The sequence below is a fragment of the Cellulosimicrobium sp. CpK407 genome (assembly GCF_051844275.1).
GTDB classification, from domain to species: domain Bacteria; phylum Actinomycetota; class Actinomycetes; order Actinomycetales; family Cellulomonadaceae; genus Cellulosimicrobium; species Cellulosimicrobium cellulans_G.
Genome location: NZ_JBGNYC010000003.1, coordinates 53,567 through 73,282, shown reverse-complemented (window position 1 = coordinate 73,282; position 19,716 = coordinate 53,567). Strand labels below are relative to the sequence as shown.

Annotated in this window: 19 protein-coding genes and 1 riboswitch; of the genes, 16 read left to right on the top strand and 3 right to left on the bottom strand. The window is 72.6% G+C overall.

Going from position 1 to position 19,716, the window contains the following annotated elements; translation table 11 throughout:
* The first annotated feature begins 36 nt into the window (after positions 1 to 36).
* The 6 genes from ABWU78_RS02340 to ABWU78_RS02315 are packed head-to-tail and all read left to right on the top strand — an operon-like array spanning position 37 to position 6,494.
* The gene (locus tag ABWU78_RS02340; RefSeq protein ID WP_439157447.1) at positions 37 to 1,194 is read left to right on the top strand and encodes an ABC transporter substrate-binding protein; all 1,158 of its coding nucleotides are present in this window, start codon (positions 37 to 39) and stop codon (positions 1,192 to 1,194) included.
* On the top strand, positions 1,191 to 2,303 hold the full coding sequence (locus tag ABWU78_RS02335; protein WP_439157446.1) for a FecCD family ABC transporter permease: 1,113 nt from the start codon (positions 1,191 to 1,193) through the stop codon (positions 2,301 to 2,303). Before ABWU78_RS02340 ends, ABWU78_RS02335 begins: the two co-directional genes overlap by 4 nt.
* Entirely contained in the window at positions 2,300 to 3,109 is an 810-nt protein-coding gene (locus ABWU78_RS02330) for an ABC transporter ATP-binding protein (protein ID WP_439157445.1), read from the top strand. The genes ABWU78_RS02335 and ABWU78_RS02330 overlap by 4 nt, the downstream gene beginning before the upstream one ends.
* A 36-nt stretch (positions 3,110 to 3,145) precedes the next feature.
* Positions 3,146 to 4,480 carry an NtaA/DmoA family FMN-dependent monooxygenase gene (locus tag ABWU78_RS02325; RefSeq protein ID WP_439157444.1) on the top strand — a complete coding sequence of 445 codons (1,335 nt, stop codon included), beginning with the start codon at positions 3,146 to 3,148 and terminating at the stop codon, positions 4,478 to 4,480.
* A complete protein-coding gene (locus ABWU78_RS02320) occupies positions 4,477 to 5,256 on the top strand; it encodes a class II aldolase/adducin family protein (protein ID WP_439157443.1) in 780 nt (259 codons plus the stop codon). The genes ABWU78_RS02325 and ABWU78_RS02320 overlap by 4 nt, the downstream gene beginning before the upstream one ends.
* On the top strand, positions 5,253 to 6,494 hold the full coding sequence (locus tag ABWU78_RS02315) for a PLP-dependent aminotransferase family protein (protein ID WP_439157442.1): 1,242 nt from the start codon (positions 5,253 to 5,255) through the stop codon (positions 6,492 to 6,494). Before ABWU78_RS02320 ends, ABWU78_RS02315 begins: the two co-directional genes overlap by 4 nt.
* Positions 6,495 to 6,522: 28 nt before the next feature.
* Here the strand turns inward: ABWU78_RS02315 and ABWU78_RS02310 are convergent, their stop codons facing one another.
* Positions 6,523 to 6,984 carry a hypothetical protein gene (locus tag ABWU78_RS02310; RefSeq protein ID WP_439157441.1) on the bottom strand — a complete coding sequence of 154 codons (462 nt, stop codon included), beginning with the start codon at positions 6,982 to 6,984 and terminating at the stop codon, positions 6,523 to 6,525.
* A gap of 163 nt (positions 6,985 to 7,147) precedes the next feature.
* Here ABWU78_RS02310 and ABWU78_RS02305 point away from each other — a divergent pair, with 163 nt between their 5' ends.
* Positions 7,148 to 7,552: a hypothetical protein gene (locus tag ABWU78_RS02305; RefSeq protein ID WP_439157440.1), complete on the top strand. Its 405-nt coding sequence runs from the start codon at positions 7,148 to 7,150 to the stop codon at positions 7,550 to 7,552.
* A gap of 55 nt (positions 7,553 to 7,607) precedes the next feature.
* On the opposite strand, the gene ABWU78_RS02300 is transcribed toward ABWU78_RS02305, so the two are convergent.
* Positions 7,608 to 8,180, bottom strand: coding sequence for a flavin reductase family protein (locus ABWU78_RS02300; RefSeq protein WP_253055214.1), 573 nt, complete (start codon positions 8,178 to 8,180; stop codon positions 7,608 to 7,610).
* Positions 8,177 to 8,767, bottom strand: a complete 591-nt coding sequence (locus ABWU78_RS02295) for an NADPH-dependent FMN reductase (RefSeq protein WP_253055215.1) — start codon at positions 8,765 to 8,767, stop codon at positions 8,177 to 8,179. Before ABWU78_RS02295 ends, ABWU78_RS02300 begins: the two co-directional genes overlap by 4 nt.
* 20 nt (positions 8,768 to 8,787) lie before the next feature.
* A riboswitch (SAM riboswitch) is annotated at positions 8,788 to 8,921 on the bottom strand.
* A gap of 273 nt (positions 8,922 to 9,194) precedes the next feature.
* Between ABWU78_RS02295 and gdhA the strand changes: the two genes are divergently transcribed.
* The 9 genes from gdhA to ABWU78_RS02250 all read left to right on the top strand — a co-directional run bounded on the left by gdhA (position 9,195) and on the right by ABWU78_RS02250 (position 19,544).
* The gene (gdhA, locus tag ABWU78_RS02290) at positions 9,195 to 10,532 is read left to right on the top strand and encodes an NADP-specific glutamate dehydrogenase (protein WP_353707498.1); all 1,338 of its coding nucleotides are present in this window, start codon (positions 9,195 to 9,197) and stop codon (positions 10,530 to 10,532) included.
* A gap of 82 nt (positions 10,533 to 10,614) precedes the next feature.
* Positions 10,615 to 11,409: a copper homeostasis protein CutC gene (locus tag ABWU78_RS02285; RefSeq protein ID WP_439157439.1), complete on the top strand. Its 795-nt coding sequence runs from the start codon at positions 10,615 to 10,617 to the stop codon at positions 11,407 to 11,409.
* 252 nt (positions 11,410 to 11,661) lie between these two features.
* Positions 11,662 to 13,341, top strand: coding sequence for an ABC transporter substrate-binding protein (locus ABWU78_RS02280; RefSeq protein WP_353707500.1), 1,680 nt, complete (start codon positions 11,662 to 11,664; stop codon positions 13,339 to 13,341).
* 46 nt (positions 13,342 to 13,387) lie between these two features.
* Positions 13,388 to 14,386 carry an ABC transporter permease gene (locus ABWU78_RS02275; protein WP_047231353.1) on the top strand — a complete coding sequence of 333 codons (999 nt, stop codon included), beginning with the start codon at positions 13,388 to 13,390 and terminating at the stop codon, positions 14,384 to 14,386.
* The gene (locus ABWU78_RS02270) at positions 14,379 to 15,545 is read left to right on the top strand and encodes an ABC transporter permease (RefSeq protein WP_439157438.1); all 1,167 of its coding nucleotides are present in this window, start codon (positions 14,379 to 14,381) and stop codon (positions 15,543 to 15,545) included. The genes ABWU78_RS02275 and ABWU78_RS02270 overlap by 8 nt, the downstream gene beginning before the upstream one ends.
* On the top strand, positions 15,542 to 16,471 hold the full coding sequence (locus ABWU78_RS02265; protein WP_439157437.1) for an ABC transporter ATP-binding protein: 930 nt from the start codon (positions 15,542 to 15,544) through the stop codon (positions 16,469 to 16,471). The genes ABWU78_RS02270 and ABWU78_RS02265 overlap by 4 nt, the downstream gene beginning before the upstream one ends.
* Positions 16,468 to 17,352 (top strand): ABC transporter ATP-binding protein, encoded by an 885-nt coding sequence (locus ABWU78_RS02260; RefSeq protein ID WP_253055221.1) that lies wholly within the window; start codon positions 16,468 to 16,470, stop codon positions 17,350 to 17,352. Before ABWU78_RS02265 ends, ABWU78_RS02260 begins: the two co-directional genes overlap by 4 nt.
* A gap of 216 nt (positions 17,353 to 17,568) precedes the next feature.
* Positions 17,569 to 19,143 carry an RNB domain-containing ribonuclease gene (locus ABWU78_RS02255; RefSeq protein WP_439157436.1) on the top strand — a complete coding sequence of 525 codons (1,575 nt, stop codon included), beginning with the start codon at positions 17,569 to 17,571 and terminating at the stop codon, positions 19,141 to 19,143.
* Between the two features lie 29 nt (positions 19,144 to 19,172).
* Positions 19,173 to 19,544 carry a sterol carrier family protein gene (locus tag ABWU78_RS02250; RefSeq protein WP_253055222.1) on the top strand — a complete coding sequence of 124 codons (372 nt, stop codon included), beginning with the start codon at positions 19,173 to 19,175 and terminating at the stop codon, positions 19,542 to 19,544.
* Positions 19,545 to 19,716 lie beyond the last annotated feature (172 nt).

Below are 19,716 nucleotides of genomic sequence, written 5' to 3'. Positions count from 1 at the left end.
CGCGTCCGGGCACCGAGAAACAAGGAGCGTCTCCCCATGGCTTCGTCGAAGCTTCGATCTCTCGCTGCCGCGGGCCTCGTGCTCGCCGCGCTCGCGTTGTCCGCGTGCGCGGGGACCGCGGACGCGAAACCACCGGATCCTGACAGCACGGCGTCGGGCGGAGAGCGGGAGACCGTCACCGTCACGGACGAGCTCGGGCGCGAGGTGGAGCTCACCGTCCCGGTCCAGTCGGTCGCCATCGGCTACAACTGGTACAACATCGAGCTCGTCCGCGGGGTCGGGGCCGGTGACCGCGTCGTCGGTGTGAGCGCCGAGGGCGTCGAGGACACCCCGGGCAACGCTCCCTACTGGGAGTCCGTGCCGGGTACCGAGACCATCGTCTCGCGAGCCGCCGAGTTCAACTACGACGAGATCATCGCCGCCGGGCCCGAGCTCTTCATCACGCTCAGCAACTCTCCTTACGAGGAGGCGATCGAGAAGCTCGAGCCGTTCGGCATCCCCGTCCTCGTCGTGACGGCGTGGGAGCCGCGGCTCTTCGAGCAGAACGTCGAGCTGCTCGGCACGGTGTTCGGCACCGAGGAGCGTGCCGCGGAGTTCGCGGGGCTGTACCGCGAGGTGGCCGACCTCCTCGACGAGCGGACCGCTCACCTCCCCGACGACCAGCGCAAGAGCGTCTACTTCGAGAACGGCGAGGCGAACGTCACGGGCGTCCCCGGGTCGGGCTGGCACGACATCATCGAGATCGCCGGAGGCACCAACGTCTTCGGGGACATCGACTTCGCCTCCGACCCCAACCGCGGGGGCACCGTCCACACGACTCCTGTCGACCCCGCCGACGTCCTCGAGCGGGATCCCGACCTGGTCCTGCGGCACGGCATCGACGGGCTCGTCGCCGGCTACGAGCCGTTCCCCGAGGACGCCGCCGCGACTCTCGCCGACGAGCTCGTCGCCCGCCCCGGCTGGTCCGAGCTGACCGCGGTGCGCAACGGCGACGTCTTCGTGGCGAACAACTTCTGGACGAGCGCGCTCGCGAAGGAGATCGGCGCCCTGGGGCTCGCCACCTGGCTGCACCCCGAGCTCTTCGAGGACGTGGACACGGAGGAGTTCTTCCGTCGCTGGGTGGAGGACTTCCAGCAGACGCCCTACGAGCACACCGCGGACGAGTACGTCTACCGGTGGGGTGACCACCGATGAGCGCGCCCGCACTCGACGACGCGGAGATCGAGCAGATCGCGGAGATCGAGCGAGGCCTCGCCCGAGGACGTCGTCGCCACGGGCTGGGAAAGCTGCTCGTGCTGGGAGGCGCGGTGGCGGTGACCCTCGTGGTCACGGTCCTCACCCTCCAGATCGGTGCCGGCGGCATCACCCCGCAGGTCGTCGTCGACGCCCTCGTCGCGAAGGCGACCGGTGTCGCGCCGTCCGACGCGCAGGAGCTGCGGCTGTTCACGACCGTGTGGGAGCTGCGCGTCCCCCGTGCGGGCCTCGCCCTGCTCGGCGGTGGTGCGCTGGCGATCGCCGGCGTCCTGTTCCAGGGTCTCCTGCGCAACCCGCTCGTCAGCCCTTTCACGCTGGGCATCGCCCCTGCTGCCGCGTTCGGCGCCGCGCTCGCGCTCCTCTTCGTCCAGGGGCAGGGCGCCTCCACGACGTCGGCGCTCGTCGGCGGTGCGCTCGTGACCGGGCTCGGCTGCGCGGCGATCGTCCTGGGTCTGGCGGCGACGAAGAAGATGCAGCCCACGACCCTGATCCTCCTGGGCATCGCGCTCACCCAGCTCTTCACCGCGCTCACCGCCGGGCTCCAGTACATCGCGAACGAGGAGACGCTGGCGGCGATCGTGCGCTGGACCTGGGGAACGGTGAACGGGGCGGTCTGGTACCAGGTCGTGACGCTCGCGGTCCTGCTGGTCGTCGCCGTCCCGTACGTGCAGTGGCGCAGCTCCGCGGTCAACGCGATCGCCTTCGCCGGCGACGACGCCGCTCGGAGCCTCGGTGTCCCCGTCAGCCGGGTGCGGATCGAGCTGATCTTCGTCGCCGTGCTCATCACCTCGGTGACGATCAGCTTCACGGGCATCATCGGCTTCGTCGGTCTCGTCGGGCCGCACATCGCGCGTCTCGTGATCGGCGCGGACCACCGGTTCCTCCTGCCGTTCTCGGCGCTCGTCGGGGGACTCCTGCTCGTCGTGGCCGACGCCGTGGGCCGGATCGTCCTCGCGCCGGCCCTCGTGCCGGTGGGCATCGTCGACGCTCTCGTCGGTGCTCCCGTGTTCCTCTACCTGATCCTCGCGCGGAAGAGGTCGTTCGGATGAGCCTCCAGATCACCGGCCTGGACGTCGGCTACGGGCGACGACAGGTGCTCAGCGGCCTGGACCTGTCGGTCGCCCGGGGCAGCGTCCTCGGTCTGCTCGGCCCGAACGGCTCGGGCAAGTCGACGCTCATCAAGTCGGTCAGCCGGATCGTCCGGCCGTCGGGCGGGCGGATCACGTGGGACGGCGCCGATCTGGCGGCGCTGTCGCGGCGGGACCTCGCGCGCGTCGTCGCGTACGTCCCCCAGTCCATCGAGCTCTCGTTCTCGCTCTCGGTGCGCGAGGCGGTCCTGCTCGGCCGGACGCCGCACTTCGGGTCGCGTCCGCGGCGAGCCGACTGGGAGCGCGTCGAGGAGGCGATCGTGCGCCTCGGGCTGACCGAGCTCGCCGACCGGAGCGTCACGGAGCTCTCCGGCGGCCAGGCCCAGCGGGTCCTCATCGCACGAGCGCTCGCGCAGGAGCCGCAGGTGCTGCTTCTCGACGAGCCCACGTCGGCGCTCGACCTGCGCTACCAGCTGCAGACCCTGCACCTCGCGCACCAGGTGGCTCGCACCCGCGGGATCGCGGTCGTGGTCTCGATCCACGACCTGAACCACGCGGCGCGGTTCTGCGACGAGGTCGCCTTCCTGCTCGACGGGCGCATCCTGCGGCACGGCACCGCGCACGAGGTCTACGACCCCGAGCTCATCCGACGCGTCTACGACGTCGACGTGGACCTCACCGAGCACGACGGCATCGTCGAGGTGCGCCCCCGCCTGCGGGCGGAACGCCTGGTCCTCGCGGCCCCGGCGGTCGCCGGACGCTCCTGAGACTCGCACGACCAACCCGGACACGAGGAGAGACACATGACGACCGGACGGACGACGGAGAGCCGAGGCGGAGGGCTCCTGCTCGGGCTCCTGCTCGGCGGCGCAGCCCGCGCGTGGCGCAAACCGTGGAGCAGAGCGGACGAGGTCGTCGACCTCGCCCTGTACTCCGACCTCACGCAGCAGGCCGAGGCGGCGAAGCTCCACACGATCTTCCTGGCGGACGGCGTCGCGACCGACGTCGCCGACCCGCAGCCCGGGCTCGAGCCCGTGACGTTGCTCAGCGCGCTGGCCGCCCGGACGGAGCGGATCGGGCTGGTCGGCTCGGTGTCGACGTCGTTCTCCGCGCCGTACAACGTGGCGCGGCAGATCGCCTCGCTCGACCACATCTCCCGTGGTCGCGCAGGGTGGAACATCGTGACGTCCGCGTGGGGCGGGGAGAACTTCGGCATCGAGCTGCCGCCGCACGACGAGCGCTACGCGATCGCCGAGGAGTTCACGCGGGTCGTCGAGGAGCTGTGGTCCTCCTGGGAGCCGGGCGCGATCGTGCGAGACCTCGAGCGCAACCTCTTCGTCGACCCCGCGAAGGTCCGGCAGATCGACTGGACGTCCGAGCACTTCTCGGTCCGTGGTCCCCTCAACGTGCCGCGCACGCCGCAGGGGCGTCCGATCCTCGCGCAGGCGGGCTCGTCCGAGGCCGGCAAGGCCTTCGGCGCGCGGCACGCAGACCTGATCTTCACGACCGGGCTCGTCGACCTCGCGGAGTCGCAGGAGCTGTACGACGACGTGCGCAAGCGCGCCGCCGACGCGGGGCGGCACCCCGGGAGCATCAAGATCCTCCCGGGCGTCGCCCCCGTCATCGGGTCCTCCGACGCGGAGGCGCGACGCATCTGGGAGGAGTCGCACGAGCACCTCGACCTCGTGCGGGCCCGTGGGTCCTTGTCGAAGCAGTTCGGCGGCATCGATCTCTCGGGGTACGAGTGGGACCAGCCGGTCCTGGTCTCGGAGCTGCCCGAGGAAGAGGCCGTCGAGGGCCGACGCTCGCGCTACGGCGTCCTGCGGAGGCTGCTGGCCACCGGGGAGCTCACGACGCTCCGCGACCTGGTGCTGTATCACGCGAGCGCCGCGGGGCACTGGTTCCCGGTGGGATCGGTCGAGCGTGTCGCGGACGCGCTCCAGGAGCGCTACGAGAGCGGTGCGGCGGACGGCTTCAACATCCTGCCCTTCTTCCTCGAGTATCCCGGCGGTCTGGACGCCGTGACGGAGGGCCTCGTCCCGGAGCTGCAGCGCCGCGGACTCTTCCACACCGAGTACGAGCACGAGACGCTGCGCGAGAACCTCGGTCTCGCGCCCATCGACGAGGAGACGGCATGAGCATCACCACGAGCACCTCACCGCAGGTCGGCGCGGAGCCCTCGGCACGCACGACGGGAACCCTCGACCCCCTGCCGGACGTCCCCGAGCCGCCGGCGCGTGACGTGCGCTGGGAGCTGGCTGCGGCCCTGCGCACCTTCGGGCGTGCCGGCTACGAGTTCGGCTTCAACGGACACGTGTCCGCACGCGCGCCCGAGGTGCCGGGCCACTACTGGGTCAACCCGTTCGGTCTCTCCATCTCGTCGGTCACGCCTCGCGACCTCGTCCTCGTGGACGACGACGGGCAGGTCGTGGACCCCCGGGTCTCGGCCGCCATCAACGGCTTCGCGGGGAACCTCCGGCTGCACCGCGAGATCGACGACGCCGCGGTCGTCGTCCACCTGCACACGCCGAGCGGTTTCGCGTGGTCGTCTCTCGGACGGCCGCTCGAGCCGGTGACCACCGACGCGGCGCTCGTCGCGGGCCTCCAGGGCCTGACGACGTCGATCTGGGACGGGGCCACCTCGCCGTCGGCCGTCGAGCACGCGCGGGCAGGTGCCCGCGTGATCCTGCAGCGCGGGCACGGCTTCGTCACGCTCGGTCGCTCCGTCGGCGAGGCGGCGTTCTACCTCCTCGCCGCGGAGCGCGCGGCCGCGGCGAACCTCGCCCTCGTGGGGGTGCCTGACAAGGGCGTGCTCCCACCGGAGGTGGTCGAGCGGTGGACCCTTCGCCCGGAGCTCGCGCGGGCGCACTTCGAGAACGCCTTCACCCTCGTCGAGGCGGAGGGGCTGCGATGACCGCCACCGAGCTCGTGCGCGGTCGCGCGGCCGGGACCGGTCCGGCCGAGCCGCTCACCCTGTCCACGCTCGCCGCCGCGCTGACGGCACCCCGGGGCTTCGGGGACCAGAGCCTGCTCTCGCCGCGGCCGGACTCGATCCGTCTCCTGGGAGGAATCCCCGATCCCGGCGCGCTGCCGGTCGACGAGCTGCGCGACGCGCTCGGCGAGGTGTGGGACGCGGGCGGCGGCGTCGCCTCGCTGCAGTACTCCGGGACCCAGGGTCTCGCCGGGCTCCGGGAATGGACCGCGGAGCGCGAGGGCGTCGACGCGTCGCGGGTCGTCATCACGAGCGGCGGGCTGCACGGCCTGTCGCTCACCGTGCAGGCGCTGGTCGAGCGGGGCGCGACGGTTGCCGTCGACAACCCCGTCTTCCCGATCTTCCTCCGGGTGCTCGAGCTCGTGGACGCCCGGACGCTCCCCGTCCCGGTCGAGGCGGACGGGCTCGACGTCGCGCATCTCGCGCGGCGTCTCGCCGACGGTGAACGCGTCGCGGCCGTGTACACGGTTCCCGACTTCCACAACCCGACCCAGGGCACCCTCTCCGCGGACAAGCGAGCTGCCCTCGTGGCGCTCGCGGAGCGGTACGGCTTCGTGGTCATCGCGGACGACCCCTACCGCGAGCTGCGCTTCGCCGGGGTGGACCAGGGCCGCCGCACCTTCTTCGACTCGGAGCACGTGGTGCACGTCAACACGTTCACCAAGACGCTGGGCCCGGGCCTGCGGCTCGGGTGGCTCGTCCTCCCGGAGTCGCTCGTCACGCCGGTCGTCCGGTTGCGCAACAGGCAGGACTCCCACTCGTCGACGTTCGTCCAGACGCTCGTCGAGCACCTCCTCCTCTCCCGCGCCGGCTGGTTCGACGACACTCTCGCCCGGGCGAACGCGCTCTACGAGCACCGGGCCCGAGTGCTCGTCGACGAGCTCGAGGACCAGCTCCCCGGCGCGTTCGAGATCACCGCGCCGGAGGGAGGGTTCTTCCTGTGGCCACGCCTGGTCGACGACTCCGTGGACACGCACGAGCTGCACCGGCACGCGACGGCTGAAGGGGTCGACTACCAGCAGGGCGAGTTCTTCGCGACGGGCCCGGGGACCGACTCGGCCCGGCGCCTGCGCCTGGCCTACGGGGACCGCACCGACGCCGAGCTGCGCGCCGCCGTCGGGCGGTTGTCCGTCGCGTACCGTGCGGCGACGAGGGTCTGAGGGCGACGTCAGGGCCCAGGGCCGCGGGTCACGCCTCCGCAGGAGTCGGCGCCGCGGCCCTGCGGCGTGCTCGCACGCCGGTGAGCGCCAGGGTCAGCTGCGCGACCCAGAGCACGAGGACCGCGGGCACGACGACGGCGCTCGCGACCTCAGCGGCGTGATAGCCGCGCGGGACCGGGACGGCCACCGGTATCGGCTGGGTGTACGTCAGGAGGAACCCGACGGGGATCGCCACGATCCACAGCGCGACGGTCACGACGGCGTAGGGGAGCGGGACGTCGTCGGCGGATCGCATGCGCCCGACCCACGTCCCTAGCAGGGGAGCGAGCGCGAGCAGGCCGGCGACCGGGATCGCCGCGACCACGAACCCTGCCAGGAGCAGTCCGCCGCCCGCAGCGACGGCCCCGGCCACGAAGCACAGCGGGAGCACGAGCGCTGCCCAGAGCTGGCCGCGGAACGCGGTCCTCCGCAGCCGTCGTGCTGTCGCCATCGGTCGCCCCCTCGTCGCCCTGACCCGCGTCGTCGCGCGCCGTCGTCGGCATCGTACGGCGGCGCGGTCGTCCAGGGGATGGTGCGCGCGACCCATGGCTCGCGGCGGCGTGCGGACCTAGACTGGAGGTGTCTTGTGGTCTCTCGCGCAGAGGTCGGCTCCGATGTCGTGGCTGCTGATGGTCTGGTGCGCGGCGGCGTGCACGGTCGCCGCCGTGCGGTGGGTGCTGCGCCGCGCCGGCCGACCCCCGAGCCACCGGACGACCGGCCGACCGCACCTGCTGCGCCGCCGCCCGACGCCCCCCGACCCGCTCGCCACGCTCGCGCTCCAGGTGCGGCTGAGCGAGCTCGCGGCGGAGATGCGGCGCATCGAGGCGGACCCGGACGTCTACGCCCGTGCCCACCACTACCTCGCGGTCCAGGGCGCCTACGACGCCTTGCTCCGGGAGGCGTGCCGGCTCACGGGTCTCTCGGTCGAGGACGCTCCGCTGCGGGCCGGCTTCCGCACGGGCGACGACGAGCGGTTCCGCGAGGAGCTCGAGCTGAGCGCGCGCGGCTGGAGCTGGTGACCGGTCCACCCGTGAGGGGCGGCACGGGACGGGCGAGGGGCTGCTGGGTTCGCTCTCAGAGCGCCGAGTGGTCCCCGATCCGGTGGTACGTGCGGTCGTGGTAGACGAGCGGCGACGGGGTGCCGGCCACCTCGTCGCGCCGGGGGCCCGCACCCGTGCCGACGCTCGACGCGAGCGCTCGCAGCGAGACGAGGTAGGAGTCGCCCACCGGCGTGCGCTGTACCACGCGGCCCCGGACCCACGAGAGGGCCCCGTCGATGACGGGTTCCCCGGTGCCGAGGCGCGACCAGCCGCCGTCGGCGAACCGGTCGATGCCGCTCGTGGCGAAGCGCGCCGAGACGTCGTCCTGGTGGTCGGCGAGGAAGCTCACCGCGAGCGTCCGTGCCGCCGACACGGCGGGCCACGACGACGACGTCGACGCGAGCGAGAACGCGAGCAGCGGCGGTGCGGCCGAGACGGAGATGACCGACGTCGCGGTGAACCCGACGAGGCGGCCGTCGTGCTCGAGCGCGATCACGGCGACGCCCGCGGGGTGGCCGCGGAACACGGCCTTGTACTCGTCGGGGGAGAGCTGCGGCTCGTCCTGCTCCGCCAGGAGGGCCTCCAGGTGGGTGAGCTCGGCGGTCATCGGGCCACCCCCGCGAACGCGTCGGCGACGGCGTGGTCGGCGGGCGCCGGGCCGTCCGCGGGGAGGGGCGTCGCGGCGCGACGGAGGGTGTCGCCCTCGCGGGCGAGCCACGCGTCCACGACCGGGCCCAGGTCCGCGAGCTGTGGCTCGGTGACCGTGAGGGAGCGGGTCGGGACGACGGCGCCGAGCTCGACGAGCACGGGCCGCAGGTGCACCTCGCCGACGAGCGCGTGGGCGGGGTTGCCCGACACGACGAGCGGCACGACGACGACGCCCGCGAGCCCGTCCGGGCCGTAGAGGTCGAGGAACGCCTTGAGGAGCCCGGTGTACGACGCCTTGTAGACCGGCGTCGCCACGACGGCGACGGTCGCCGTGGCCAGCCGGTCGCGCGCGGCGTCCGCCGCGGGGCGCTCGGGACCGAGGATCTCGGCGGCGAAGGCCGCGAGGTCGATCGTCGCGACGTCGGTCGTGCCGAGGAGGCTCGCGACACGGTGCGCCACGGTCTCGGCCGCGTCCAGCGTCCGTGAGCCGGGGCGCGGGTTGCCGGAGACGGCGAGGACCGTCGAGGAGGGGGAGCGGTGGGTCATGTGTACCTCGCAGTAGTCGTCGATCACGCTTGCCGCGCGGCCGTCCCGCGGGTGCGGGGCCGGTCGCGCGCGGCCTGGTCATCTCCCGGAGCACCCCGCCGTGACAGGGGGTTGCCGACCAGCGAGCCGGGGCTTGGCGCTGGTGCTCGTGACCTGGGGACGGGTATAACAACGGCTCCGCGAAAACCGCACCGAAGTAGTCGGATTTCTCAGTGGGTGGACGGTTGTGTCGTCCGGGGGTGCCTGCGGCCGTGCCCACGACGGGCCCACGACGTGCCCGGGGAGGCGTGCCGGAGCCCGGGGGCGACCGGTGCGAGGCCCGTGCGAGGCCCGACGAGATGCGCAGGGAGTGAGACGGCGGTACGGGAACTTCTGGCACAGGCGTACCGTCAGCAGGAGTTTCCGTCCGCCCAGACGAGGAGAGCCCATGGACAGCCGACTGCAGTCCGTCTACGACGAGGTCCTGCGTCGCAACCCCGGCGAGGCCGAGTTCCACCAGGCCGTGCGCGAGGTCTTCGACTCGCTCGGCCCCGTGCTGCGCAAGCACCCGCGCTACGTCGAGGCGGCCGTCCTCGAGCGTGTCTGCGAGCCCGAGCGCCAGATCATCTTCCGGGTCCCGTGGGTGGACGACACGGGCCGCGTGCAGATCAACCGCGGCTTCCGCGTCGAGTTCAACTCCGCGCTCGGCCCGTACAAGGGCGGCCTGCGGTTCCACCCGTCGGTCTACCTCGGGATCGTGAAGTTCCTCGGCTTCGAGCAGATCTTCAAGAACTCGCTCACGGGCATGCCGATCGGCGGCGGCAAGGGCGGGTCGGACTTCGACCCCCGCGGCCGCTCCGACGGCGAGGTCATGCGGTTCTGCCAGTCGTTCATGACCGAGCTCTACCGGCACATCGGCGAGAACACCGACGTCCCGGCCGGCGACATCGGCGTGGGCGGTCGTGAGATCGGGTACCTGTTCGGGCAGTACAAGCGCATCACCAACCGCTACGAGTCCGGCGTCCTCACGGGCAAGGGCATCTCCTGGGGCGGTTCGCTCGTGCGCACCGAGGCGACGGGCTACGGCACCGTGCTCTTCGCGCAGAGCATGCTGGAGACGCGCGGGCAGGACCTCGACGGCCGGCGCGTCGTGGTCTCGGGCTCGGGCAACGTCGCGATCTACGCGACCGCCAAGGCGCAGCAGCTCGGCGCGAACGTCGTCGCCTTCTCCGACTCCTCCGGCTACGTCGTCGACGAGGCGGGTGTCGACCTCGACCTGCTGCGCCAGATCAAGGAGGTCGAGCGCGGCCGCGTCGCCGACTACGCGGCTCGTCGACCCGGGGCGCGCGTCGTCACCGACGGGTCCATCTGGGACGTGCCGTGCGACGTCGCGCTGCCGTGCGCGACGCAGAACGAGCTCGACGAGGGTGCGGCCAAGCAGCTCGTCGCGAACGGCGTCGTCGCGGTCGCCGAGGGCGCCAACATGCCGACGACGCCCTCCGCCGTCGCGCTCCTCCAGGAGGCGGGCGTGCTGTTCGCGCCCGGCAAGGCCGCGAACGCGGGCGGCGTCGCGACCTCGGCGCTCGAGATGCAGCAGAACGCGTCGCGCGACGCGTGGTCGTTCGAGTACACGGAGGAGCGGCTCGCGCAGATCATGGCGGGGATCCACGACCGGTGCGTCGAGACGGCCGACGAGTACGGCGCGCCCGGCAACTACGTGCTCGGCGCCAACATCGCGGGCTTCACCAAGGTCGCCGACGCGATCCTCGCGCTCGGCGTCATCTGACCGTCGTCTACCCTGGCCGACGGCCGCCGTCGCGCACGCCGCGCGACGCGACGGCCGTCGGACCGGACGACGGGAGAACGCAGTGACGACCACCGACCCCGAGGGCCCCGCCGTGCGCGCGAGCCGTGACGTCGTGCTCGAGCTCGCGGTGCAGGATCCCGAGGGCGTGCGGGTGGCCGCGTCCGTGGGCGCTCGGCGGGTCGAGCTGTGCGTCGGACTGGGCGCGACCGGCGGGCTCACGCCGAGCGCCGGTCTCGTCGAGGCGGCCGTCGTGGCGGCCGCCGACGCCGCAGGACGTGCACCCGTGGAGGTGCACGTCCTCGTGCGTCCGCGCCCGGGAGGGTTCGTCCTCTCGGCAGCCGACCTCGACGTGCAGGTCCGCGACGTCCGGGCCGCGGTCGCGGCGGGTGCAGCGGGCGTCGTGGTGGGCGCCCTGACCCCGGACGGCGTCGTGGACGTCGCCGCCGTGCGCGCCCTCGTCGAGGCCGCCGACGGCCGCGAGGTGACGTTCCACCGCGCGGTCGACGTCGTGGCCGACCCGCTCGCAGCGCTCGACGCGCTCGCGGGCGTCGGCGTGCGGCGCGTGCTCACGTCGGGCGGCGCCTCCCGCAGCATCGACGGCGTCGATCGCCTGCGCAACATGTCCGTGCACGCCCGCGGACCCCTGGGCGGCCGCGTCGAGGTCATGGCGGGTGGGGGCGTGCGGCCCCAGGACGTCGGCGCGCTCGTGGCCGCCGGCGTGGACGCCGTGCACCTCTCCGCGAAGCGGGTCGTCGCGGACGACGCCGGGCCCGGGGGCGGCGGGGACGCCGGCTACGAGGTCACGGACCCGGAGGTCGCCGCGGCCGCGCGCGCGGCGCTCGACGCCACGCGCTGACGGCCCGGCTCGCCCCGCGCTCCGGCGCGCGCGAGCCGTCCACGGTACGGCGTCTCGACGGCCGGCCCCTGCCCACGCGGGGGTCGGCCGTCGTCGTCTCAGGTGCGCGTCGATGGCTCATGTCTCAGTTAGGTAACTTTCCTGTCGTATTAGGGAGCGGCGCGGGATCGATTAGTTAGTGTTCCTGCCACACGCCTCCGGGCGCCACGACGAACGACGCGACGACGCGTCGTCCACGCGAAAGGACCGATGATGATTCGAAGCACGGCGCGCAAGCGTCTGCTCACGGCGGTTGCGCTCGTGACCGGCGTGACCCTGATGGCGACGGGCTGCTCCGGCTCCGGGAACGGCGACGGCGACGAGACCGCCGACGGTGGGCGCACGCTCAACGTGTGGGCCGGTACGCAGACGCCGATCGTCGCGAACTTCAACCCGTACTCGCCGAACCCGCTGCACGCGGCCAACGGCGCGATCTACGAGCCGCTCTTCTACTACAACAAGGCGCAGGCCAGCGACCCCGAGCCCCGTCTCGGCGAGTCCTTCGAGTGGTCCGAGGACGGCACCGAGCTCACGGTGAAGCTCCGCGAGGGCGTCAAGTGGACCGACGGCGAGGACTTCGACGCCGACGACGTCGTGTTCTCGCACACCAACGAGGCCGCCAAGCGCGACTTCGTCGTCTCGGTCGAGGCCGTCGACCCGTACACCGTGAAGTGGACGTTCGACTCCCCGCAGTTCACGTCCGAGGTCCAGCTTCTCGGTACGTCGCTCGTCGTGCCGGAGCACATCTGGTCCGAGGTCGACGACCTCGTGACGTTCGCCAACGAGAACCCGGTCGGCACCGGTCCGTACAAGGCCGACGCGGTCACCGAGGCGGCCTACACGGTCGTCGCGAACGAGGACTACTGGGCCGGCGCGCCCAAGGTCAAGAAGGTCCGCTACCTCGGCATCGACCAGAACCAGAGCGCCGAGGACCTCATGACGACGGGCAAGGTCGACTGGACGGCCATGTTCGTGGCCGACCCCGACCGCATCACCGCGGACGGGCGCCTGAGCATGATCAACACGCCGCAGGACCCGACGACGATCTACACCTGCGTGTCGGTCGACCTCGGCTGCACCGGCCCGCAGACCGACGTCGCGGTGCGCCAGGCGATCAACCTCGCCATGGACCGCACCGAGATCAACGAGAAGGCGTTCGCCGGCCTCGCCGCGACCGCGTCCCCGACGTTCGCGCTGCTCGGCCGCGACGACCGCTGGATCTCGCCCGACGTCGAGGCGGAGAGCCCGCAGACGGCCGACGCCGCGGCCGCGTCGAAGGTCCTCGAGGACGCCGGCTACACCAAGGGCGCGGACGGCATCTACGAGAAGGACGGCCAGAAGGTCGAGATGACCCTCATCACGGTCGACGGCTGGAACGACTACAACGCGGTCGGCGACCTGCTCGTCGAGCAGGCGAAGGCCGCCGGCATCTCGATCGTCCACAACAAGATCACGCAGCAGGAGATGTCGGACGCGCGCGTCGCGGGCACCTACCAGCTCATGGTCGGGGGCATCACGGGCCCGTCGCTGGACGACCCGTTCAGCATCTACCGCCAGTGGATGACGACGGACTACACGCGTCCGGTCGGCGAGGTCATGGAGTCCGGCCTCTTCAACTACGTGCGCTACACCAACCCCACGGTCGACGCCGCGGTCGAGGCGGCCGCCTCGACGAACGACGAGGCCGCGAAGCAGGAGCAGTACGCGATCATCCAGGAGGAGATCGTCCGTGACCTGCCCTACATCCCGGTGGTCGTGAACGCCTCGCAGACGTTCATGGACACGAAGGACTTCACGGGCTGGCCGACCGAGGACGACCTCTACGCCTTCCCGCCGTCGTGGAGCACGGTCTCGCTGGGCGTCGTGCTCTCGAAGCTCGAGCCGGCGAGCTGATGCGGCCGCGCCGAGGAGGAGGAACGGGGAACGAGGGACACGCATCATGAGGTACTACGCACGACGGATCACGTTCTACGTGATCACCCTCTGGGCAGCGGTCTCGCTGAACTTCCTCATCCCGAAGCTCATGCCTGGTGACCCCAAGCAGATCTTCATCGACAAGTTCCTGCGCAAGGGCGGCGAGCTGACGCCCCAGATGCAGAACAGCATCGACCTCCTCTTCGGCGCGGACGGCGACGCCTCCCTGTGGGACCAGTACGTGGACTACTGGGGGCGCCTGTTCCAGGGAGATCTCGGGATCTCCATCACGTACTACCCCCAGCCCGTCACCGAGCTGATCGGCCAGGCCCTCCCCTGGACGGTCGGGCTCGTGGGACTCGCGACGATCATCTCGTTCGTCCTGGGTGTCGGGCTGGGGGCGTGGGCCGGCTGGAAGCGCGGCACGTGGGTGGACAGCATCATCCCCGCGTCGACCCTGCTCCAGGCGGTGCCCTACTTCTGGCTCGCCCTCATCCTCGTCTCGGTCTTCTCGGTCTCGACCGGATGGTTCCCGCGGATCGGCAGCTACGACATCTTCGGCTTCGACAACGGACCGGAGTGGTCGTGGGCGTTCGTCGGCAGCGTGATCTACCACGGGTTCCTGCCCGCGCTGACGATCGTGCTCTCGTCGGTGGGGGGCTGGCTGCTCGGGATGCGCAACATGATGGTGTCCACGCTGTCCGAGGACTACGTCACGACGGCCGAGGCCAAGGGCCTGCGCCGCATGCGCGTGGCGATCACCTACGCGACCCGCAACGCCGCGCTCCCGTCGTTCGCCGGGTTCGGCGTCGCGCTCGGGTTCGTCGTGGCCGGGTCGGTCGTCATGGAGCAGGTCTTCAGCTACCCGGGCCTGGGCAAGCTCCTGTTCAACGCGGTCCAGGCGAGCGACTTCGCGCTCATGCAGGGCACGTTCCTCGTCATCACGCTCGCCGTGCTCGCCGCGAACTTCCTCATGGACATCATCTACGGATTCATCGACCCGAGGGCGCGCGCCAATGTCTGACAACACCCGCGACACGGAGATCGTGACCCCCGCCGCGGACGCGGCACCCGTGGCCACGGTCGTCGCCGACGGCCTCGCGCCGGCGACGACGACCGAGGGGATCGTCCCGGACGTGCGGGACGTCCCCGCGGCGCTCGACCAGGACGCCCCTGCCGCGCCCGCCCGCCGTGGCCTGCGCGCGATGCTCCCGCGCCGGTCCGGCAAGCTCACCGCGGGGATCGTCCTCGTGGCCGGCATCCTGCTGTTCACGTTCGTCGCGCCGCTCTTCACGCAGGACCCGCGCTCGACGGCGAACGCGCGGTTCCTGCCGCCGAGCGCCGAGCACCTGCTCGGCACCAACCACATCGGCAACGACATCTTCGCCCAGGTGGCGTACGGCGGGCAGGGCTCGCTCATGGTCGGCCTCGTCGCCGGCGCGATCGCGCTCGTGCTGTCGATCGTGTTCGGCATCGTCGCGGGGTACCGCGGGCGGTTCACCGACGAGGCCCTCTCGCTCGTCACGAACATCATGCTCGTCATCCCGGGCCTGCCGCTGATCATCGTCATCTCGGCGTACCTGCAGACGCGCTCGCTCCTCATCGTCGCGGTGATCCTCGGGCTGACGGCGTGGCCGGGAGCGGCGATCGTGCTCCGGATGCAGGCGAAGTCGCTGCGTGCCCGCGACTACGTGTCCGCGGCACGCGTCGCGGGGGAGAAGACGCCGCGGATCATCCTCGTGGAGATCTTCCCCAACCTCCTGCCGCTCCTCACGGCCCAGTTCCTCGGCGCGGTGCTGCTCGCGATCCTCGCGGAGGCGGGGCTCTCGTTCCTCGGGCTGGGACCCTCCGGCTCGATCACGTGGGGCACGATCCTCAACCAGGCGAGCGCCAACAACGCGCTGAGCCTCGGCATGTGGTGGTGGTTCGTCCCGCCCGGCCTGCTCATCGCCCTCTTCGGCTGCGGGCTCGCGCTCATCAACTTCAGCCTCGACGAGATCATCAACCCCCGCCTGCGCCTGGGGCCGGCGGCCGTGAAGAGCGTGCGCAAGGCCCGCAAGGCCGGCCTCGCCGTGGACGCGGACCCCGCCGGCACCGGACCGGACACCGCCGGCGGCACCGACAGCGACCCTGACGGCACGGACACCGACACCGACGACGCGAAGGAGACGGTGGGCGCATGACCGCCACGACCACGGCCGCCGAGCCGCTCACCAGCGAGCGCCACACCGCCTACCTCGTCGGCAAGGAGCCGGTGCTCACCGCGCGGAACGTCTCGATCGACTACGAGGTCGAGCCGGTCGTCCATGCCGTGAAGGACGTGTCGCTCACGCTGCACCGTGGCGAGATCCTCGGTCTCGCCGGGGAGTCGGGCTGCGGCAAGACCACGCTCGCCTACGGGCTCAACCGCCTCCTCAAGCCCCCGGCCCTCCTCACGTCCGGGACGGTGACGTTCCACGACCAGGGCGGCGACGACGTCGACGTCGTCGCGCTCTCGGGGGACGCGTTGCGCGCGTTCCGCTGGGACAAGGTCTCGATGGTGTTCCAGGGCGCGATGAACTCGCTCAACCCCGTCATCAGCGTGCGCGACCAGCTCGGGGACGTGCTCAAGACCCACCGGCCGGAGATGGCGCGCAAGGAGCGGGCGACCCGTTCCGCCGAGCTCCTCGAGCTCGTGGGCGTCGACCCGCTGCGTCTCGACAGCTACGCGCACGAGCTCTCGGGCGGCATGCGGCAGCGCGTCATGATCGCCATGGCGCTTGCGCTCAACCCGCAGGTCATGATCATGGACGAACCGACGACGGCGCTCGACGTCGTCGTCCAGCGCGGGATCCTGCGGGAGATCATGCGGCTGCGCGAGCAGCTCGGGTTCGCCGTCGTCTTCATCACGCACGACCTCCCGCTCCTGCTGGAGATCAGCGACCGCATCGCGGTGATGCTGCGCGGCGAGATCGTCGAGATCGACACGGCGGAGTCGATCTACGAGGACGCCCAGCACCCCTACACGCGGCGCCTGCTGGGCTCGTTCCCGAGCCTCACGGGCGACCGTGGCTCGTTCGTCCGCACGGGCGAGGGCACCGGCGAGAACCAGGAAGGACCGCACGCATGAGCACCCTCGAGGTCCGCAACCTGGTCAAGGACTTCTCGATCCGCAAGGGGCTGCGCCGCACGCGCCTGCGCGCGGTGAACGACGTGTCGTTCACGCTGGAGCCCGGCAAGACGATCGCGGTCGTCGGCGAGTCCGGCTCGGGCAAGTCGACGGTGGCGCGCATGATCGCCCAGCTCGAGACGCCGACGTCGGGCGAGATCCTGCTGGACGGCACGCCGTCCGCGACCCGCGGACGCGGGCTCGACGCCTACCGGCACGACGTGCAGATGGTGTTCCAGGACCCGTTCGCCTCGCTCAACCCGTTCCACACGGTGGCCCACCACCTCGAGCGGCCGCTGCGCCTGCACAAGGTCGCCCGCGGGCGTCAGGCGATCGACGCGCGGGTCCACGAGCTCCTGGAGCGCGTGAACCTCACCCCGGCGCCGGTGTTCGCGGCCAAGCAGCCGCACGAGATGTCGGGCGGGCAGCGCCAGCGCGTCGCGATCGCCCGGGCCCTCGCGCCGGGTGCACGGTTCCTCGTGGCGGACGAGCCGGTGTCGATGCTCGACGTGTCGATCCGGCTCGGGGTGCTCAACCTGCTCGCGCGGCTGCAGCGTGAGGAGAACCTGGGGGTCCTCTACATCACGCACGACCTCGCGACCGCACGGCACTTCAGCGACGAGATCCTCGTGATGTTCCGGGGGAACGTCGTCGAGCGCGGGCCGTCGGACCAGGTGATCCTCGACCCGCAGCACGACTACACCAAGCTGCTCCTCGGCGCGGCGCCGGAACCCCGGAACCACGGCAAGCTCCGTGAGGAGGTGCGCCGCGAGCTCGCGGCGGCCGCGGCGGGCTCGGGCGACGACGCCGCGCGCGACCGGTTCGGGACGCGCGGGATGTGAGACCGGCGCACCCGTCGCCCGCTCGATCCGGGCGGCGGGTGCTGCCTCCAGCCGTACGCGTCGGTGGTGACGCGTACCCGTCGCGCGGGCCAGGTCTGTCGGACGCCCTGGCCCGCGCGCCCTCCTGCGCACGCCGCCGACCGCGGTCGGAGGTCGTGGCGGTCCGGGAGACGGTCGGGCGGCGGGCGGCCGCGGCGGATGGGTAGGGTCAGGCTCGTGCCCGCCCGTCAGCTGCGCCTGGTGCGCCCCGCCGAGCCCCCCGCCCCGATGCCCCCCGTGGACCCGGTCGCCACGGTGACCGACGCGCTCGCGGCGCTGCGCCGTGAGATGGAGGTCCCGGAGTCGTTCCCCGTCGAGGTGCTCGCCGAGGCGGAGGCGGTCGTCCGGGACGGCGGCGCCGTCCTCGGCGACGGCCGCGTCGACCTGCGCGACGTCCCGTTCGTGACGATCGACCCGCCCGGGTCGATGGACCTCGACCAGGCGCTCCACCTCGAGCGCGCCGGGGACGACCCGGCGGATCCCGCCGGCGCGGCGTTCGTCGTGCACTACGCCATCGCCGACGTCGGCGCGTTCGTCGCGCCGGGCGGGGCGATCGACGCCGAGGTGCACGAGCGCGGGACGACGCTCTACGCGCCCGACGGCCGCACCCCGCTCCACCCCGCCGTGCTCTCCGAGGGCGCGGCGAGCCTCCTGCCGGACCAGGAGCGCCCCGCGGCGGCGTGGCGCGTCGTGCTCGACGCGCGCGGCGAGATCCTCGACGCGACGGTGCGCCGCGCCGTCGTGCGGTCGACGCGACGCCTCACCTACGACGAGGCCCAGGCCGCGATCGACGCGGGCGGGGCCGAGGACGCGGTGGGTGCCGCGCTCCTGCTGCTCCGCGAGGTGGGCGAGCTGCGGCTCGCGCTCGAGCGGGAGCGCGGGGGAGTGTCGCTCGAGGTCCCGGAGCAGGAGATCGTCACGCGCGACGACGGGTCGTTCGGCCTCGAGTTCCGCTCGACCCTCCCGGCGGAGGGCTGGAACGCCCAGATCTCGCTGCTCACGGGGATCGCGGCGGCGCGCCTCATGCGCGCGGGCGGGGTCGGCGTCTTCCGGGCGCTGCCCGAGGCCGACCCGCGCGACCTCGCGCGCCTGCGCCGCACGGCGCGCGCGCTCGGCATCGACTGGCCGCGCGAGACGGCGTACGCCGACCTCGTGCCGACCCTCGACTCGCGCGTGCCGCGCCACGCGGCCTTCCTCAACGAGGCGACGTCGCTCTTCCGCGGCGCGTCGTACGAGGCGTTCGGAGGGACGGGGCAGGAGCCCGGGGTGCCCGACGACGCCGCGCACGCCGCGATCGGCGCGGAGTACGCCCACGTCACGGCGCCGCTGCGCCGGCTCGTGGACCGCTACGGCACGGAGGTCTGCCTCGCCCTGTGCGCGGGCGAGGACGTGCCGCGCTGGGTGCTCGACGCGCTGCCCGGCCTGCCCCGCACGATGGCGCGGACGGGCCAGCGCGCGGGCTCGTACGAGCGCGCGATCGTGGACGTCGTCGAGGCGGCGCTGCTCAGCGGGCGCGAGGGGGAGCAGTTCGACGGCGTCGTCGTCGACGTCGAGGACGACCGGGAGCGCGGGCGGCGCGTCGAGCGGGAGGGCGGCGACGCTGCGGGTGCGCGGCGCGGGCAGGTCGTCCTCTCCGACCCCGCGGTCCGGGCTCCGGTCGAGGGTGCGGACCTCCCGCTCGGCGACCCGGTGCGCGCGACGCTGCGCGAGGCGTCGGTGGCGGAGCGTCGGGTCCGGTTCACCGTCGGCTGAGGACGCGCGCGCCGTCCTAGGCTGTCCTCGTGCCTGCCCGACGACGCACCGACCCCGCCGCCGGCCGCCTCGCCCTGGCGGCGTGGCGCGCCGACCCCGCCGACCGCGCGGCCGTGACGACCGCGGTGCGGTTCACGCTCGAGGAGCTCGCGGACGTCGCGCCCGGGCACACCGTGGAGGTGCGGGTCCCCCCGGCCGGCGCGGTCCAGGCGGTCGAGGGCCCCCGGCACACCCGGGGGACGCCGCCCAACGTCGTGGAGACGGACCCGCAGACGTGGCTCGGCCTGGTGACCGGCGCGGTCGCGTGGGCCGACGCGGTCGCCGACGGGCGCGTCCGTGCCTCCGGCGAGCGGTCCGACATCTCGTGGCTCCTGCCGCTCCAGGCGGCCCGCCCGCGCTGAGCGCGTCGCGCTGCCCGGCGGCGCGTGTTACTGCTGCGTAACGTTCTCGGCTCCAGGTCTGGCGGCGCGGGACGTGGAGGGCTAGCGTCCGATGATGATCGGCCGCCGTCCGCGCGGGCGCTCGCAGCACGACGACGTGCGGCGACGTTCTCGCGGCGGTGACGTGGCAGCA

What these genes read in the sequence shown, in the direction of transcription:
- ABWU78_RS02340 (WP_439157447.1), top strand. Translation starts at nt 37, where the DNA reads ATGGCTTCGTCGAAGCTTCGATCTCTCGCTGCCGCGGGCCTCGTGCTC.
- ABWU78_RS02335 (WP_439157446.1), top strand. Translation starts at nt 1,191, where the DNA reads ATGAGCGCGCCCGCACTCGACGACGCGGAGATCGAGCAGATCGCGGAG.
- ABWU78_RS02330 (WP_439157445.1), top strand. Translation starts at nt 2,300, where the DNA reads ATGAGCCTCCAGATCACCGGCCTGGACGTCGGCTACGGGCGACGACAG.
- ABWU78_RS02325 (WP_439157444.1), top strand. Translation starts at nt 3,146, where the DNA reads ATGACGACCGGACGGACGACGGAGAGCCGAGGCGGAGGGCTCCTGCTC.
- ABWU78_RS02320 (WP_439157443.1), top strand. Translation starts at nt 4,477, where the DNA reads ATGAGCATCACCACGAGCACCTCACCGCAGGTCGGCGCGGAGCCCTCG.
- ABWU78_RS02315 (WP_439157442.1), top strand. Translation starts at nt 5,253, where the DNA reads ATGACCGCCACCGAGCTCGTGCGCGGTCGCGCGGCCGGGACCGGTCCG.
- ABWU78_RS02310 (WP_439157441.1), bottom strand. Translation starts at nt 6,984, where the DNA reads ATGGCGACAGCACGACGGCTGCGGAGGACCGCGTTCCGCGGCCAGCTC.
- ABWU78_RS02305 (WP_439157440.1), top strand. Translation starts at nt 7,148, where the DNA reads ATGTCGTGGCTGCTGATGGTCTGGTGCGCGGCGGCGTGCACGGTCGCC.
- ABWU78_RS02300 (WP_253055214.1), bottom strand. Translation starts at nt 8,180, where the DNA reads ATGACCGCCGAGCTCACCCACCTGGAGGCCCTCCTGGCGGAGCAGGAC.
- ABWU78_RS02295 (WP_253055215.1), bottom strand. Translation starts at nt 8,767, where the DNA reads ATGACCCACCGCTCCCCCTCCTCGACGGTCCTCGCCGTCTCCGGCAAC.
- gdhA (WP_353707498.1), top strand. Translation starts at nt 9,195, where the DNA reads ATGGACAGCCGACTGCAGTCCGTCTACGACGAGGTCCTGCGTCGCAAC.
- ABWU78_RS02280 (WP_353707500.1), top strand. Translation starts at nt 11,662, where the DNA reads ATGATTCGAAGCACGGCGCGCAAGCGTCTGCTCACGGCGGTTGCGCTC.
- ABWU78_RS02275 (WP_047231353.1), top strand. Translation starts at nt 13,388, where the DNA reads ATGAGGTACTACGCACGACGGATCACGTTCTACGTGATCACCCTCTGG.
- ABWU78_RS02270 (WP_439157438.1), top strand. Translation starts at nt 14,379, where the DNA reads ATGTCTGACAACACCCGCGACACGGAGATCGTGACCCCCGCCGCGGAC.
- ABWU78_RS02265 (WP_439157437.1), top strand. Translation starts at nt 15,542, where the DNA reads ATGACCGCCACGACCACGGCCGCCGAGCCGCTCACCAGCGAGCGCCAC.
- ABWU78_RS02260 (WP_253055221.1), top strand. Translation starts at nt 16,468, where the DNA reads ATGAGCACCCTCGAGGTCCGCAACCTGGTCAAGGACTTCTCGATCCGC.